The sequence below is a fragment of the Pedobacter humicola genome, assembly GCF_056490705.1.
Genome location: NZ_JBWJIG010000006.1, coordinates 38,714 through 56,077 on the forward strand (window position 1 = coordinate 38,714; position 17,364 = coordinate 56,077).

A 17,364-nucleotide genomic window follows, 5' to 3' on the forward strand; every position below is an offset into this window, starting at 1 on the left:
TATTATTCGTATTTAAGCGCATCAATGGTATTGGCAACCGCAGCTTTATAAGAGCGGATGCTTACAGTTATTAATGTAATTACCATCGAAATGATCATCGCAAATACAAATGGCCAGATATTCAAATCAATACGATAGGTAAAAGTGGCCAGCCATTTGGCCACGAATAAATAGGCAAGCGGCCAGGCCACCAAATTGGCCAGAAAAACCATTAACAGGAAAGAACCATTTAACATTTTAACCAATTCTAGTGTTGAAGCGCCTAAAACCTTTCTGATGGCTACTTCACGGGTTCTTTGGGTGGCCACAAAAGAGATTAATCCAAAAAGTCCGATAAAGGAAATAAAGATAATTACCCCGGCAAACACTTTAAACAGGGCGCCCATTATTTTTTCGGTCTGATAATATTCACTGATTTTATCATCCATAAAAGTAGAACCATATACATACTCGGGCAGCACATTGTTCCAGGTACTTTCTATAGCCTGCATGGCAGGTAAAATAAGTTTGCTATCGAGCTTAACGGCAATGGTGGTATAGGATTCTTTATCACTGCTGATTACAATCGGTGAAATCGCTTCATGCAGACTCTTATTGTTAAAATCTTTAACCACGCCGATAATATTGCCTATTTTACCATGAATTCTGATCGGTTTCCCAAGTGCATCGTTATAGTTTACTACATTGAGTTTTTTTAGTATGGTTTCATTTACCACAAACTCTTTGAGTGTATCGCTTTTTGATAAACCTTTACCCGCTATAATTTCCAGGCCAAATGTTTTAAAATAGTTTTCGTCTCCGGTTTTGGTATTGGCCTGAAAAGTGGATTGTACCGTTCCATTGTACCTGAAATTACTTTCATTATTAAAATCAGAAGAAGGTGCTGCACCACAATAACTGCTTGATATAACCCCTGGAATTTTATTGATCCGATCCTGCAAAGTATGATACCGGGTAATTGCCATGCTATCAGAAGGAACATCAATCAGGGCAATTGCTGTAGGGATAAAACCAAGAGGTTTTTCACGCATATAACTCATCTGCCTCAGCACAACCAAAGTGCCTATAATCAGTATAATGGTAATGGCAAACTGCACTACCACAAGAATTTTCCTCAAACTTAAACCTGCAGCATTTGCGGTGATTTTATTTTTGATCGCTAATGCAGGACTATAACCCGACATCACCATTGCCGGATAAAAACCGGCCAAAAAGCTCACCACCAACACCAAAAGAACCATAAATACAAATATGATCGGGTGTTCGATAATGCTAAATGAAATATGATCCTTAAACAGGCTTTGCATCCCTGGTAAGGCCACTTCTGTTAACACGCAACCTACCAACAGCGATATCACGGTTATTGTTAGTGTCTCGGTTAAAAATTGTACAATTAATTGCCTGCGCAAACTGCCCATCACTTTACGCACACCAACTTCTTTCCCACGGCTTACTGCCTGTGCAGTAGCAAGGTTGATAAAATTGATACAGGCGGTTAACAGTAAAAAAGCACCAATGATGGCCAATCCGTAAAGTTCTTTTTTAGGCATCACTTTATTTGCAAAATTGCCGAGATCTGCATTATAATGAATATCTCTTAGCGGTTGAAAACGATGCCCTTCCTTCGAAACCGCGTCTCTCTGATAGTATTTATTGATAAACTGAGGGAGGTTTTTACTCGCATCATCAATAGAAGTACCTTCCTTTAATAACACATAACATTCGGAAGTAGAAGAAACTGTTCCCCAGGTGGCCGACTCTGGTCTGTTCTGATTTAGATAAGTTTTATATGAGATGATTACCTTTAGTGGAAAAGAACTGTTATCAGGTGTTTTTGCTATGATACCCGTAACTTTAAGGTCTTCTTTATTCTGAAAATTAATGCTCTGTCCTACTGCCTTGTGCCAGTCTCCGAAAAGTTTATCAGCCATTTCATCTGATAACACAACCGTATTGGGCTGACTGAGTGATTGACGTGGATTTCCCTCTAGCCATTTAAAGCTCAGGATTTCAAAAAAATCGGGCTCTGCATAATGCACGCTTTCAGAAGTTTTAATTTTTTCTTTTCCGGATGCATCTTTTACTTTAATAATGCCACCACCCGCCTGAATGGCCGCAACTTTATCAAACTGTTGCTTAAAATCATTCCGCATGGCTGCAGGAAGCGGACGTGGCGTGCCTGCCGATTCGAAATAACTGTCAGGAGTAGTCCAACCACTGATCACCCGGTATATACGGCTTTCGTTTTTAAAGTTTTCGTCAAAACTGAGCTGGTAACGGATGAAAATAAAGATGAGGATGCAACTCGCCATTCCGATAGAAAGGCCCAAGATATTGATGAAGGTATAACCTTTGTTCTTCCAAAGGTTTCGCCAGGCAATTTTCAAATTTAATTTAAACATGTATCGAATAATTAATTGAATGAAATCTGCAGATCCTTATGCTAATTTTATACCAAGAGCAAAACAAAACGCAATCAACTCAATATCAACAATATACAAATAAGCGAAAAGAAAAAATGTCCGTTTATGAACAGTAGCTGTACGCTACCGAACGGAGAATAGCACTGAGCGTTTGGCGTTAAGTGATACATCCACAAAATTGCCAAACGCCTCCGCTGGTCTTACTCGTATTTAAGCGCGTCAACAGGATTAGCCTTTACAGCACCGTTGGCCTGAATACTTACTGTAATTATCGTTAATAAAATGGTCAATGCAGCACTTAGCATAAATGGTAAAAAGGGCAGATCAATACGGTAAGCAAAGGTTTCGAGCCATTTTTTGGTTAAAATATAAGCCAATGGCCATGAAATGAGGTTGGCGATAACCACTAAAATAAAAAACGAGCTATTGATCAGCTTAAAGATTTGGAGATTACTTGCACCTAAAATTTTTCTTACAGCAATCTCTTTAATCCTGCCAGTGGTAATGTATTTTGCAAAGGCAAAAAGACCAAGTACAGCAATAAAGATCGTAAGTATAGCTGCTGCAAAAAATACGGATTGTAATTGTTCTTGTTTTTTGAAAAGCTTCCCATACAGCTCATCCAAAAACTCATATCTAAAATCTTCACCATCGAGGGGATTTATTTGCGGCCATTGCGCTTTCAGGGTAGCCAAAGCATCTGCCATTCTGTTTTCCTCAATTTTGAGCATAATTTGCGTTTTAAAACCTCCGCAAGGATTTTTAATCGCATATACGGTGGGCTGAACAGGGCTTTCAAATCCTTGTGTTTTAAAATCTTTAATTACACCAATTATTTTATAGTCGATATTGCAGCCCCGAATCGTCTCTCCGATAGGATTTTTAATACCATATTTAATTGCGGCACTTTCATTTATGACCGCAGCATTTGCAGTATCTGTTTTAAATTCATTCGAAAAAAACCGACCTTCCTTTAGTTTAATACCTAAGGTTTTAAGATAGTCAAAATCTACATCTACAAAATCAATATTTGCCTTTAAGCCATTAGCAGCGTAGCTATTCACTCCGTTTTGTCCACCAGGTATAAAAGTTGCCACAGTGGCTGATTTAATTCCCGGTATTTTTAAAATTTTATCCCGGACAGGTTCAAATTTTTCCGGTTTGTTAAAAAGGGTAAGGTTTTTAATGTAAACCACCTGGTTGGCGGTAAAACCTAAATCCTGATGATGCATGTATTTCAATTGCGAACTAATAATAAACAGACCAATAATGAAGATCACCGCAATGCTGAACTGAAAAACCAATAATCCATTTCTCAGCCATGAAATTTGCCTGCTGGTAGAAAAATTTCCCTTAAGTACCCTTGCTGGTTTAAACCCTGATAATACCAAAGCTGGATAGATACCGGCAATAATGGTAATCAGGCATAATATTGATGGCAATTGCCAAAACAAAGCGTTATCGAGATGCCAGATTAATAAGTTAACCTGAAAGAGACTATTAAAACTCGGAAGCGCTAACTCAGCCAAAATTAACGCCAATATTGTCGCTACAACACATTGTATAAATATTTCGGTAAGAAACTGAAAGGTAAGTTGTGAACGATAGGCACCCATCACCTTTTTGATCCCAACCTCTTTGGCTCTTTTTGCGGCTTGTGCAATACTTAAATTGGTAAAGTTGATGCAGGCAATAACCAGGATTAAAATTCCAAGCACTGAAAGGGCGATCAATATTTTGTATGGTGCATCATTCCCTGCTTTTGGCCTTAAATGCTGATTGGATAACGGATCTAAAAATGTAGAAACACCCTTTAGTTCATCAATTGCTTTTTTATCGGTTTTACTTTTTAATAATTCTGTTCTATATAAACCCGTAATTTTCCGCTCAAGATTCTCCACATCTGTCCCTTGTTTTAACTGAAGATAGATGCTGTAGTCGTTCATATCATAATTATCTCCCGTGCCTAACTCGCCAGCAATAGAAACACCATCAAAGGTAAAGTTTGAATGCAAATCGTTCTTGACCGAACCCGCTATAATTCCCGTGATCCCCGAATTGCTCGGCCCATACCCCACCATTTCCGGCTTGTTGTCTGTTTTTTTTGGGAATAGCGTTTTTATGCTTTCCTTGCTCAAGTAATTTAGCCTTTCAACATCCCCCGCTGGTTTTACAAGGCCATTTTCAGGTTTTATATTGAGTATTTTGGCAGCATTATAATCAACCGCCAGAATCCTCTTGGTAAAAAGGGTGTTCTTGCCATTTTTAATGGTTAGTTCAAAGGAACCTTCCTTGATAAGACCCACCGATTCGACCTCAGGAAAATTTTGTTTGATGGCTTTCGCAAATGGAGCAGCGATGTAATTGGTTTTAAATTCTGGATAAGATACACCAACAACATAAACCTTCTTGTAATTAGGATTGGTCTTATCAAAACCTGTTTCATAGGTAAAATACATGGTAACCAAAATAAACGCGGCCAAAGCAATAGCCAGTCCACCAATATTAATCGAGGTGATTACCTTGTTTCTCCAAAGGTTACGTAGTGCGATTTTTAAGTTTAATTTAAACATAAGGCTTAGGTTTTGGCGTAGGGGGTTAGGTTTTAAGCGATAAATCCGGTCTGATTGCCTAATGCGCTACGCAGGTCTTATTCATATTTTAGTGCATCCACAGCATTTGCTTTGGCTACTTTAAAGGTTTGCAGGCTCACCGTTAAAATGGCTATAATTACTGAAGTTAAAAGCGCGAGCAAAAATGGCCATGGATTAATGCTAATCTTATAATCGTATTTCTCCAGCCATTTGGCAACAAGAATGTAAGCTACAGGAATGGCAATAACGTTGGATATGATCACCAGTTTCATAAAATCTTTATTCAACAATACCAGGATATCGGAAAGATTGGCACCCAGTACTTTACGGATACTGATTTCTTTGCTGCGCTGCTCAGCGGTATATAACGCTAAACCCAATAAACCTAAGCAGGAAATGAAAATGGCAAAGCCACCAAAAATATTCGAAAGCGCACTGAGCAATCTCTCGCTCCGAAGTTTTTCGGCCATGCCCTGACTAACAAGTTTCACTTCGATCGGATAAGCAGGATTTAAACGTTGACTTACTGATTTTATCGCGTCAATCGAATTGGAAAGCGATTGTTTTGGATTGAGTTTAAGCAATAAAACACGGCTTGTTTTAACGTTATAGTAATAAACTGTGGGTTGTATTTTTGAAGCCAGGGATTCGTTGGAATAGTCCTGCACCACGCCTACCACTTTAAGCGGGGGATTATCGCCCCAATGGAGAATGGTACCTATGGGATTTTTTAGTCCCATTATTTTAACAGCAGTTTGATTGAGTAATAACGATGTTGAGGTATCAGCCGGAAATTTAGCATCAAAATCCCTACCGGCAATAATCTTTACACCAGTTGTTTTGGCAAAATCGAAACCTGTACTTCTGTAATTAATGATCGAAACATCATTTTTAGGCTTTCCTGGCCACTGGATGTCACTGGTAATTGAACCGGAATTCGTAAAGGAACCTGCATATTCTGTTGTGGCAATTGTAGCTCCTGCCCTTTCTAGTTCATTTTTAAACGTTTTTAGTTTTTCCGGCTTTGTCCATTCTCCTTCTAAATCGATCTGTGCCAGCGCAGCCTGATCAAAGCCCAGGGGCTTATTCTTTAAATGTTGAATCTGGCTGTAAATGACAATTGCAGAAATGATCATACAGATAGAAAGGCTAAACTGTACCACCACCAAAGTTTTACGGATAGACAATGAACCTGTTGAACCTTTAAAGCCTTTTAACACCTTTACGGGTATGAAAGAGGAAAGATAAAATGCGGGATAACTCCCTGCGAGTAAACCGGTGATCAGCACCATTGCAAGCAATACACTCCAAAACTGATAGGCATTATAATCGATACTAATTGAAATATTAAGCAGGTTATTAAAATAAGGTAAAGATACTTCGAGCAGTGTAAAGGCAATTAACATAGCTAAAAACGACAACAGCAACGATTCTATCATGAACTGCCCCATAATGGTATTGCGCGTAGAACCTAATGCTTTCCTTACCCCTACTTCTCTCGCTCTTTTCTCTGATTTGGCGGTAGAAAGATTCATGTAGTTGATACAGGCGATAAACAGCACGCAAATGGCCAGAAACACGAACAGCCTTAACTGATCGATTTTACCCCCTACCGCTTTTCCGTTTTCAAAATCGTCGTATAAGTGAAGTTTGCTTAACGGAAAAAGGAAAGGTTCATAGGTCATTTCTTTTAGGTTAGGCTCCTTGTTGACGATGAAATGTTTTAATGCCGCATTGGTTGCTTCTAGAGAAGCATGATCTTTTAGCTGAAATAAGGTTAAACAGGTAATTGCACCCCATCCATTTTCTTTTTCAGAAGGATTTTCCTGTTCGAAAAATGCCCAGGGCTGTAAAACATCGTACTGCATACTTTGATTTTTTGGCAGGTCTTGTATTACGGCAGTCACTTTTAAAGTTACCCTGTTATCGTATTTAATACTTTGTCCGATCGGGTCCTGATCACCAAATAATTTCTTAGCCGTAGATTCGCTGATCAGTACATTATTCGGTTCGGATAATGCCGTATTGCGATCGCCGTAGATAAATTTATGGTCAAGGATTTTTAAAAAATCGGGATCTACATTAAGGGCAACGAATTTAAAATGATTTTCATTATGGCTATACAATTTTTGTCCATTGTTCATTGAGATGCGGGCGGCGCTTTTAATACCCGGTAATTCTGAAACCCCGGCTTTGGCCAGCTTATTAGGAACTGCCATTGTGGTAGCCAGTTTACCGTTAAACTTTAAATTTAATGCTGCCAGATATACTTTATCTGCATCTTTATAGTGTTTATCGAAACTCCACTCGTAGTTTACATAAAGAAGCAACATTAAACAACAGGCCATGCCGATTGCAAGGCCACCAACATTGATCAGTGTAAAACCTTTGTTTTTCCAAAGGTTACGCAGTGCTATTTTTAGGTTTAATCTGAACATTTTTGGAGGTTTAGGTGTAGAGGGTATGGCATTAGGTGTTAGCGTTTCAAACGCTTAGCACCACACGCCTTTCGCAGGTTTTATTCGTATTTAAGTGCATCAACAGGATTAGCATGAGCCGTTTTATAGGCTTGTAAACTTACGGTAATCAGGGCCATCATCAAGGTTCCAAACCCGGCAACTGGCATAATCCACCATGATATTTCGGTGTGGAATTCGAACTTCATCAGCCATTTATTCATCAGCAAATAACTCAAGGGAATAGCGATGACGATAGAAACCACGATCATTTTCACAAAAGAGAGCGATAACAATTGCATCAGATTAAACAATGATGCCCCTAATACCTTGCGCACGCCAAATTCTTTTGTTCGTTGCTCTGCACTATAGGTAACCAACCCAAATAAGCCTAAACAGGAAACGAAAATGGCCAAGCCACCGAAAAGATTGGAAAGTATGCCCAAAGTTTTTTCAGCATTGTACTTTTCAGAGTATACGTTATTCAAAAAATTAATCTCTAACGGATATGCTGGATTTAAAGCTTTTGTAATCTTGCTGATGGTTTCCATATTGCTTTGAATACTGTTCTTTTCGTTCAAACGCATCGTAATATTTCCTGTTTGTTTCTTATCGAAGAATATTACCATTGGATTATTTGATTTGTAAGGCGAATCCCAAACATAATCATCAAAAACACCTATAATATTGAACTTATCATCATTAATGGTGACCGTTTTTCCAATCGGATTTTTATAACCAAAAATCTCAACAGCCGAAGCGCTCACCATCACCGCACTGCTATCTGAAGCGAAATTTTCTGAAAAGTCTCTTCCACTGGTTAATTTGATGCCATTGGTTTTGATAAAATCGTAGGTGGTAATGACCTGGTTAAACAATTGGTTGTTTGTAGCTTTCAACATCCCTTCCCATTCTATGCCTGAAAAATTACGGCCATGATGAGATAAGCTCACCGACGATTGAAACATCGACGTAACCGCACCTGATTTTAACAGCTGCGAACGCAACAACTCATATTTTGTTTTCAATTCGCCATCTTGCGGCATTTCTACCAAAGCGTTCACATCAAAGCCTACAAACCTGTTTTTAATGTACTGAATCTGTTTGTAAATAACCAATGTGGAGATAATCAGAATAATGGCAAAACAGAATTGCCCTACGACCAATACTTGCCTTAAACTAATTGAAAAGAAACCTTTCGCCTTAATTTTTCTTTTTAAGGTTTGGATCGGGTTAAAAGATGAAAGGTAAAATGCAGGATAACTACCTGCAATTAGCCCTGTAGCAATCACAATTCCTAAAATACCTCCCCAGCTGGTACTGTTGAAGTACGACATATTTAGCTTGATGTTCAAAAGATGATTAAAGGTTGGAAGAAATAATTCGAGGATGGCAATGGAAAAAACCACTGCAATAAATGTCAACATCATCGATTCGGTTAAGAACTGTATAATCAGCGAACTTCTATTGGCACCAATGGTCTTTTTTATACCCACCTCCTTTGCACGTTTTTCTGATTTGGCCGTGGCCATGTTCATAAAATTAATGCAGGCGATCAACAGGATGCCGAAAGCGAGTCCAACAAACAGATAAATTTGCTCTATTGCCCCGCCAACACTTTTACCGTCTTCAAACTTGCCATATAAATGTAATTTGGCCAAAGGAAATAATACTTCAGATTGCTGATTGTTGGTATTATTTTTTTTCTCTATCTGATTTATTTTTTGGTTAACCAGGTCTAAATTTACACCGCTTTTTAGCATTACAAGTGTTATAAAACTATAATTGCTCCAGTTGAGGTCCTTAGCACTTTGATCAATCGTTTCGTAAAAAGCCCAGGGCATCAGGTAATCAAATTTATTTGAGCTGTTGTCGTGCTGATCTTTAACTACACCGGTAATATTCAAATCGAAGCGGTCTTTGAAACGTACGGATTTATTCAGAACATCAGTGGTTCCAAATAGTAATTTAGCGGTAGATTCGTTTAAAATAACCGAGTTCGGATTACTTAAAGCAGTATTCGCATTTCCCTGAACAAATTCATAATCGTACATTTTCAGGATGTCGGGCTCAGCGAATTTAGATTGACGCTTAAATGCGTTTTGTCCGTTGGCAATTAAATTCCTGCCACCGTAATCCATCCTTGCCATATACTTAAGCTCGGGAAGGCCCTGTTTAATTGCAGGACCAAATGCGGTAGTGGAGCCTTCAAAAGTTCCGGAAATTTTGCCATTATCGCCGGGTATATTGGTCATGGTGGTATATACATCGGCCGAATTTTTAGCCTGCTTATCAAAATTCCATTCGTAGGTAACATACAGCAGTAACGTTAAACAGGCAGCCAAACCAATAGCCAGGCCAATAACATTAATAAATGAGCTTACCTTATTCTTCCAAAGGTTGCGCAGTGCTATTTTTAAGTTTAATTTAAACATCGTTTGGGGAACTGTATAAATTGTTAAACTGGTTAACTGTTAAATTTTAATTTAAAACCTATCAATGCCCTATTCGTATTTTAAGGCCTCAACAGGATTAGTATGTGCAACTCTATACGACTGTAAACTCACAATAATAACCGTAAGGAAAAGCGTAATCAATCCTGACAAAACAAAAGGCAAAACAGGCATGGCTATTCTAAAGGCAAAACCGTCAAGCCATTCTTTTAATATTAAATAGGCAATGGGCCAGGCAATTAAGTTTGCCAGAATAATAAGCTTGGCGAATCCTTTATTTAATAAACCCAGGATATCAAAAACTGAGGCTCCAAGAACTTTTCTGATGTTAATCTCTTTACTTCTGCGCTGGGTGGTAAATGTTGCAATGGCAAAAATTCCCATCAAAGCAAGCGCAACAGTAATGATCGATAAAAATGCTACAACACTTCGGAGCTGCACCTGTTTTTGCAATAGCTTTTCGAACGATTTATCGAGCAAGCTATATTTAATCGGAAAATCGGGCTCAAGTTTTGTCCATTCTTTTTCTATCTGTGCAATAACCGCTGCCGATTTTTGCGCGGAAATATTGAGCAGAACATATCGGAGTGGATTTCCTTTAATATATTGGAAAACAATCGGCTGATAAGCTTTTTCAGGACTATAATGATTAAAATCTTTGACCAGGCCAATTACTTTCACATCCCTCTCATGGAATTTAAGCATTTTGCCAACAGGATTTTGAAGGTTAAAAATTTTAGCAGCAGTTTCAGTCAGGATCAGCGAATTTAACGTATCTGTTGTTATGGCAGCACTAAATGGCCTTCCATCTACAATTTTCATCCCCATCGTATTAAAATAATCAACATCAATAGAGATAAAACTGGCGTTGTAGGTTTTTCCCTGGTTGGTATAACTATTTCCACCCATATCCTCACCCGGAATATGATCGGCCCTGCTAATGCTGTTTACACCACTGATGCTTTTTAATGTATTTTTTACTTTCTGGTAATGTGCCTCACTATTGTCCTGTAAATTGATGGCCATTACCTGTTGTGGCTTATAGCCCAGATCCCGTTGCTGCATATAGTTCAACTGATTATTGATGATCCAAATGCCCGAAATAAATAAAACCGCAATGGCAAACTGAAGTACGATCAACCCGTTTCTAATCCAGTAACCATTATTGCTGTTCGCAAAATTCCCTTTTAATACCTTAGCAGGAATGATATTGCTAATAAGTAATGCCGGATAAAGCCCAACAATTAAGGTTACGGTTAATAGCAATAATAAAACCTGACCAGCTATCTGGCCATAATCAGAAAAATTATTGAGTTGAATAGACGATCCAATGGTATTATTGAAGCCAGGCAAAAAGAGTTCCACCATGATAACCGCCATAATCAGACTTAACAGGCACTGAAAGCCTGTTTCTAAAATAAACTGTATGCCAATCTGCATTTTATGTGCACCTAAAACTTTCCTTACCCCAGTTTCTTTGGCCCTTCTTGTGGCAATAGTAATAGATAAATTGGTAAAATTAACAGCGGCAATAATCAAAACGAGTGTAGCTACAATAAACATCAGATACATATAACGGCCCATTCCATTACCTGTAAATTCGTACTCTACGCTGGATTTGGTTAAATGTATCTCTTTTATCGGCTGCAGATAAAGTTTATTTTGGGTGATGAATTCAGAAAAGCTGTTTTTCTCTTCGTTCGGTAATTTGGCTAGTTCCGCATTTAATATTTCTGTGCGGTTCTTATTCAATAAATCTGTTGTTTGCGCAACATTGCTATTTGCATTTAATTTAACATAAGTGTAAAAATTATTGCTGTAATACTCAGCATTGGCACTCTTTTTAAATCTCCGTATAAGTTTAAAATGAAAATGTGAGGGAAATTTGGCTTCATCTATTACAGCTGCTACGGTACAAGGCAGGATTTGATCAAGCACAATAGTTTCACCAACCGGATTTACCCCTATCCCAAAAAGCGTTTCACTCATTGTTTTGCTTAAGATCAGCGTCTGTGGTTTGCTAAATGCTGTCTCCGAATTGCCGTAAACCAATGGGTAATTAAATACCTTTAAAAAGTTACTATCGGCAAGTAAAACATCATTTACGTATAAACTCTTTGTTTTTGTTTTAAGCAACAGATCTCCAAACCAATAATCCTGTATCCGCGTTGCGGCTTCAACCGCAGGAATTTTCTCCTTACTTACGGTTGCCATATTACCAGGGCTTAAAGCAACATTTTCGGTTGATGACTTATAATTTACGCGATAAATATGCTCATAACCCGGATTCCATGAATCATATCCTTTTTCATAATCCGCATATAACATGGTTAAAATAAAGATGGTTAAGGCCACTGCCAAACCGAATATGCTGATCATTGCATAGCTTTTATTCTTCCAAAGGTTACGCAGTGCTATTTTTAAGTTTAATCTGAACATCTTTTTATGGTTTGGCGTTAAGCGTTTGGAGTTGAGCGTTATCCGCCGAACACCATTTGCTTAACACAGGTGCTATTCATATTTAAGTGCATCAACAGGGTTTGCTTTCGCTACTTTAACCGATTGTATACTTACGGTAAGTACCGCAATAATAACTGATAAACTAATGGCGGCAATAAAAGGCAACATAGAAATCGAAATGCGGTATTCGTAACCTGAAAGCCATTTGTTAATCATAATATAGGCCAGTGGAAATGCAATTACATTTGCTATTGCCACCAGTTTGATAAAATCTTTATTTAATAAAGTAAGGATGTTGGCTGTAGTGGCTCCCAAAACTTTGCGGATGCTGATTTCCTTTTTACGTTGCTCGGCCATAAACAAAGCTAATCCCAATAAGCCCAAACACGAAATAAAGATAGCGAAGCCACTAAACCAGTTTGATAGTGTTCCCAAAAGTTTTTCATTCTTGAATTTGAGCTCAAAATTATCATCAACAAATCTGATCGTTGCCGGATAAGCCGGATTTAATTTTTTGGCCACTTCATTGACCTGGTTAACCGAAGTTGTAATGTTATTTTTATCATTCAAACGCATGATTATTGTGGTAGCGCGACTTGGATTTTGCGCAATAAGCAATGGCTTTGCTTTCTGATAAGGCGATTCCATTACGTAATCCTTTACCACTCCGATAATCCTGATCGGCTGGTCCCAACTGATCATTTTACCTACAGGATCTTTCATACCCATTACCTTTACCAAAGCTTCGTTAACCAGCACATTGGCGGTATCTACGAAATCTTTCGAAAAATCGCGGCCCTTTAAAATTTCCATTCCAGTGGTTTTGGTGAGATCGAGATTGGTAAACCTAAAATTGACCAGGATTTTGTCCTGCTCATTTTTACCAGGCCAACTGATACCATAAGTATTGTTTCCGCCACCCGTTAACGACATGCTATACTCTGTAAAGGCCGTTATGGCACCCGATTTCATCAATTCGTCTTTCAGTATTGCTCTTTTTTCTGGTTTCGAAAATTCGCCTTCGGTAGAAATCTGAACCAGATTTGCCTTGTTGTAGCCGATCGGTTTATTTTTGATATAATTTAACTGCTGATAAATTACTGCTGTACAAACAATTAAACAGGCAGCAAAAACAAATTGAAACACAACCAAAAATTTACGGATCGATAGAGAAGACCCTCCAGATATTTTAAATCCTTTTAATACTTTAACCGGATCGAAGGAGGAGAGATAAAACGCGGGATAACTGCCAGCCATTAGGGCCGTAAAAAAAGTTAAACCTAAAAATACAGACCAAAATTTATAATCTTTATAATCAATACCCAAGGTAATGCCCAACAGATTATTAAAATATGGCAAGCTCACCTCAATCAATACAAAAGCCACTAACATACTTAAAGTGGTGAGCAGAACAGACTCGAACATAAACTGACCTACAAGGTTATTTCTGGAAGATCCAATGGCCTTGCGTACACCAACTTCACGTGCTCTCTTTTCTGACTTGGCTGTAGAAAGGTTCATAAAATTAACACAGGCAATTAAAAGAATACAGAATGCAAGCAGGAAAAATATCCTCAGCTGATCGATTTTTCCGCCTACATTTTTTCCATTTTCAAATCTATCGTACAGATGCCATTTAGAAAGCGGATGCATAAAAGGTTCTCCATTCACCTCTTTATCATGTGCCTTGATCATCCCTTTTAACTGGTGATTGGCCTGGTCAAAAAATGAATTGTTCTGAAGTTGCATAAACAGCATACAATAATTATTGCCCCATCCGCTGTTTTTTGTCCAGGTATTCAACTTCTCATACAGCTTCCACGACAGGATATAATCCAGCTCTAAAGTCGAATTTCTAGGACGGTCTGCAATAATACCTTCCACTTTTAAGTTTTCATTGTTATCCAGTTTAACAACTTTATTGATCGGGTCCTCATTTCCAAAAAGATTTTTGGCCAGCGTTTCTGTTAAAATAACTCCATCAACACTGTTCAGAAATGTATTTGAATTTCCCTTCAAAACTTTATAATCGAACATGTTAAGAAAATCCGGATCACCAAAAACGGCGTTCATCTTAAAATTATTCTGATGATAAGAGATTAGTGTTGGTTCGGGATATGATAATCGGCTTACTTTGGCTACACCGGGAACTTTCTCTTTAATTTCGTCCTTTAACTGACCGGGAAAAGCCATAAAACTAAAAGTTTCTGAAGCTGTTTTCTGGTTATTGTAAAGCACATAGGTTTTATCGTAATCCGTAAACTGTTTATCGTAACCATATTCGTAGGCTACATAAAGCAAAAGGATCATACAGCTGGCCAAACCAATGGCCAATCCTCCAAGGTTAATCAGGGTGAAGCCTTTGTTGCGCCACAGGTTGCGTAATGCTATTTTTAGGTTTAATTTTAACATCGTTTTATAGTTTAGCCCTAAGCGTTTGGAGTTGAGCGGTTTCTACACCAAACGCCATTTGCTTTCCGCAGGTATTATTCGTATTTAAGTGCATCAATAGGGTTTGCTTTCGCTACTTTGACTGATTGTAAGCTGACTGTTAAAACCGCAATAATTACCGATATGCCTACAGCGGCAACAAATGGCAATGCCGAAATGGAAACCCGGTACTCAAAACCAGATAGCCATTTGTTTATGATAATATAAGCCAGGGGAAAGGCAATAATATTGGCGATGGCCACCAGTTTTATAAAATCTTTATTTAATAAAGTGAGGATGTTGGCTGTACTGGCACCCAGAACCTTGCGGATACTAATTTCTTTTTTACGTTGCTCGGCCATAAACAGGGCTAAGCCCAACAAACCCAGACAGGAAATAAAGATGGCAAAACCTCCAAACCAGTTGGAAAGTGTGCCTAAAAGTTTCTCATTTTTAAATTTTATTTCAAAAGATTCGTTAACAAATTTGCGGTTAACAGGATAATTAGGTTCGATCTGCTTTACTAAATCATCAATTTTAGCCAGTGATGAACTGATGTTCTGATTTGGATTTAAACGTCCAATGATAACCCTTGCATCGTCCTTTCCATTTACCCTAAAAATCATTGGGGCCACTCTTTGGTAAACACTTTCTACCACAAAATCTTTTACAATACCAACTATAGTTAGTTTTTTATCTCCCCAGAAAGTAATTACTTTGCCAATTGGATTTTTCAGCTGCATCATTCTCACAGCCGCCTCATTTAGCAGTACGCTCGCTGTATCATTAGGAAATTTCGCAGAAAATTCCCTACCACTGATCATTTTAGTGCCAATGGTTTCAACAAAATCATATCCTATACTTCTATGGTTGAATGAAATTTTCTCATTCGGATTTTTACCTTCCCACTCTATACCGGTAGTATTATCTCCTCCTTCGGTAAAATCGGTACTAAAAGTAGTAACATTACTTGTTGCTCCAGCTGCCATGAGTTGTGTTTTAAGCAATTCTATTTTGGCTGCATCGTTCATTCTGCCCACTACTGCGATCTGGATTAAATTGGATTGATCGTACCCAATAGGCTTGTTTTTTACATAGTTAAGCTGCTGATAAATTACTGCGGTACAAATAATTAAACCCGCAGCAAAAACGAATTGGCCAACCACTAATACTTTCCTCACCGAAGCGGATGAATCTGTTTTAAGGGTGAAACCTTTTAATACTTTAATCGGCTCGAAAGAAGATAAATAAAGTGCCGGATAACTACCTGCTAACAAGCCAGTTAAGACCATTAGCCCCACAAGCGTTAACCAAAACGGGCCATTATGGTAATCGATTGTTAATTTAATATCCAACAAATTATTAAAATATGGTAAACTAACCTCAATTAAGATAAAAGCTAAAACGGTGGCGATAAACGTGATGAGCAGGGATTCTAAAAAAAACTGGTTGATCAACGATTTGCGTGTTGATCCGATTGCTTTACGGACGCCTACTTCTTTTGCTCTTCGCTCTGAGCGTGCCGTAGATAAATTCATAAAATTTACACAGGCAATAAGCAAGATGCAAAAGGCCAGAAGTAAAAATATTCTAAGCTGATCTATTTTTCCACCTACCGATTTACCGTTTTGAAAATCGTCGTACAAGTGCCATTTGGTTAGAGGATGTAATAAAGCTACTGATGTATTATCTTTTTGATTGCGTTTGTAAATACCATGCATCAAATCATTTGCAGTAGTGAAAAAGTTATTATCCTTTAACTGAACAAGGGTTAAACACATGTTATTGCCCCAATTGCCTTCTTTTACCCAGGATTGATGCTTTTCAAACAATGCCCAAGGCATAATACATTCAAAAATTAAGCTGCTGTTTGCTGGTACATCTTCTATTATCGCTTCAACTTTTAATACTTCTTCGTTTTCGAATTTTACTGTTTTATTAATAGGATTTTCATTTCCAAATAGTTTTTTCGCAAAAGATCTGGTCAGAATAATGGTATTTACATTTTGTAAAACTGTGGCCGCATTACCTTCAATAAATTTATAATCCAATATTTTAATAAAATTCTGATCGGCAAATACGGCATTGCTATTGATCTTATTGTCGCCAACTGTAACGAGTTGTTTTCTTGGATAAGTAGTATGAGAAGCATATTTAACGCCAGGGATTTTTTCTTGCACTTCTTTAGCCATAACATTTGGTGTCCACGCCCAGCTAAAAGTTTTACCACTTGCCTCCATATTTTGATAAACCACATAAGTTTTATCGTGATTTGAAAACTGTTTATCATAGCTCCATTCGTAAGCAACATACAGCAACAAAACCATACAACTGGCCAAACCAATGGCCAATCCCCCAATGTTAATTAAGGAGAAGCCCTTGTTTTTCCAAAGGTTACGTAAGGCTATTTTTAGGTTTAATTTGAACATTTTCGTCGTGTTAGGTAATTGGTTTCGGTATCAAGAGGTTAGGATTAGGTATCAAGACGCTAGTATCAAGCATTAAGAGTATTTGCTATCAAAATTTCTGGCCAAATGTTTAAGCCTTG

At 38.0% G+C, this 17,364-nt stretch carries 7 protein-coding genes; all 7 read right to left on the minus strand.

What is annotated here, in order from left to right; all coding sequences use genetic code 11:
• Nucleotides 1-2 precede the first annotated feature (2 nt).
• The 7 genes from AC04Q1_RS11555 to AC04Q1_RS11585 all read right to left on the minus strand — a co-directional run bounded on the left by AC04Q1_RS11555 (nt 3) and on the right by AC04Q1_RS11585 (nt 17,245).
• The gene (locus tag AC04Q1_RS11555; protein WP_478364728.1) at nt 3-2,402 is read right to left on the minus strand and encodes an ABC transporter permease; all 2,400 of its coding nucleotides are present in this window, start codon (nt 2,400-2,402) and stop codon (nt 3-5) included.
• 221 nt (nt 2,403-2,623) lie between these two features.
• Nucleotides 2,624-4,996: an ABC transporter permease gene (locus AC04Q1_RS11560; protein ID WP_478364730.1), complete on the minus strand. Its 2,373-nt coding sequence runs from the start codon at nt 4,994-4,996 to the stop codon at nt 2,624-2,626.
• A gap of 77 nt (nt 4,997-5,073) precedes the next feature.
• Nucleotides 5,074-7,455: an ABC transporter permease gene (locus AC04Q1_RS11565; RefSeq protein ID WP_478364732.1), complete on the minus strand. Its 2,382-nt coding sequence runs from the start codon at nt 7,453-7,455 to the stop codon at nt 5,074-5,076.
• A gap of 80 nt (nt 7,456-7,535) precedes the next feature.
• On the minus strand, nt 7,536-9,908 hold the full coding sequence (locus AC04Q1_RS11570; RefSeq protein WP_478364734.1) for an ABC transporter permease: 2,373 nt from the start codon (nt 9,906-9,908) through the stop codon (nt 7,536-7,538).
• Between the two features lie 69 nt (nt 9,909-9,977).
• A complete protein-coding gene (locus AC04Q1_RS11575; RefSeq protein ID WP_478364736.1) occupies nt 9,978-12,365 on the minus strand; it encodes an ABC transporter permease in 2,388 nt (795 codons plus the stop codon).
• A gap of 72 nt (nt 12,366-12,437) precedes the next feature.
• Nucleotides 12,438-14,798: an ABC transporter permease gene (locus AC04Q1_RS11580; protein ID WP_478364738.1), complete on the minus strand. Its 2,361-nt coding sequence runs from the start codon at nt 14,796-14,798 to the stop codon at nt 12,438-12,440.
• Between the two features lie 74 nt (nt 14,799-14,872).
• Nucleotides 14,873-17,245, minus strand: coding sequence for an ABC transporter permease (locus AC04Q1_RS11585; protein ID WP_478364740.1), 2,373 nt, complete (start codon nt 17,243-17,245; stop codon nt 14,873-14,875).
• Between the last annotated feature and the right edge of the window lie 119 nt (nt 17,246-17,364).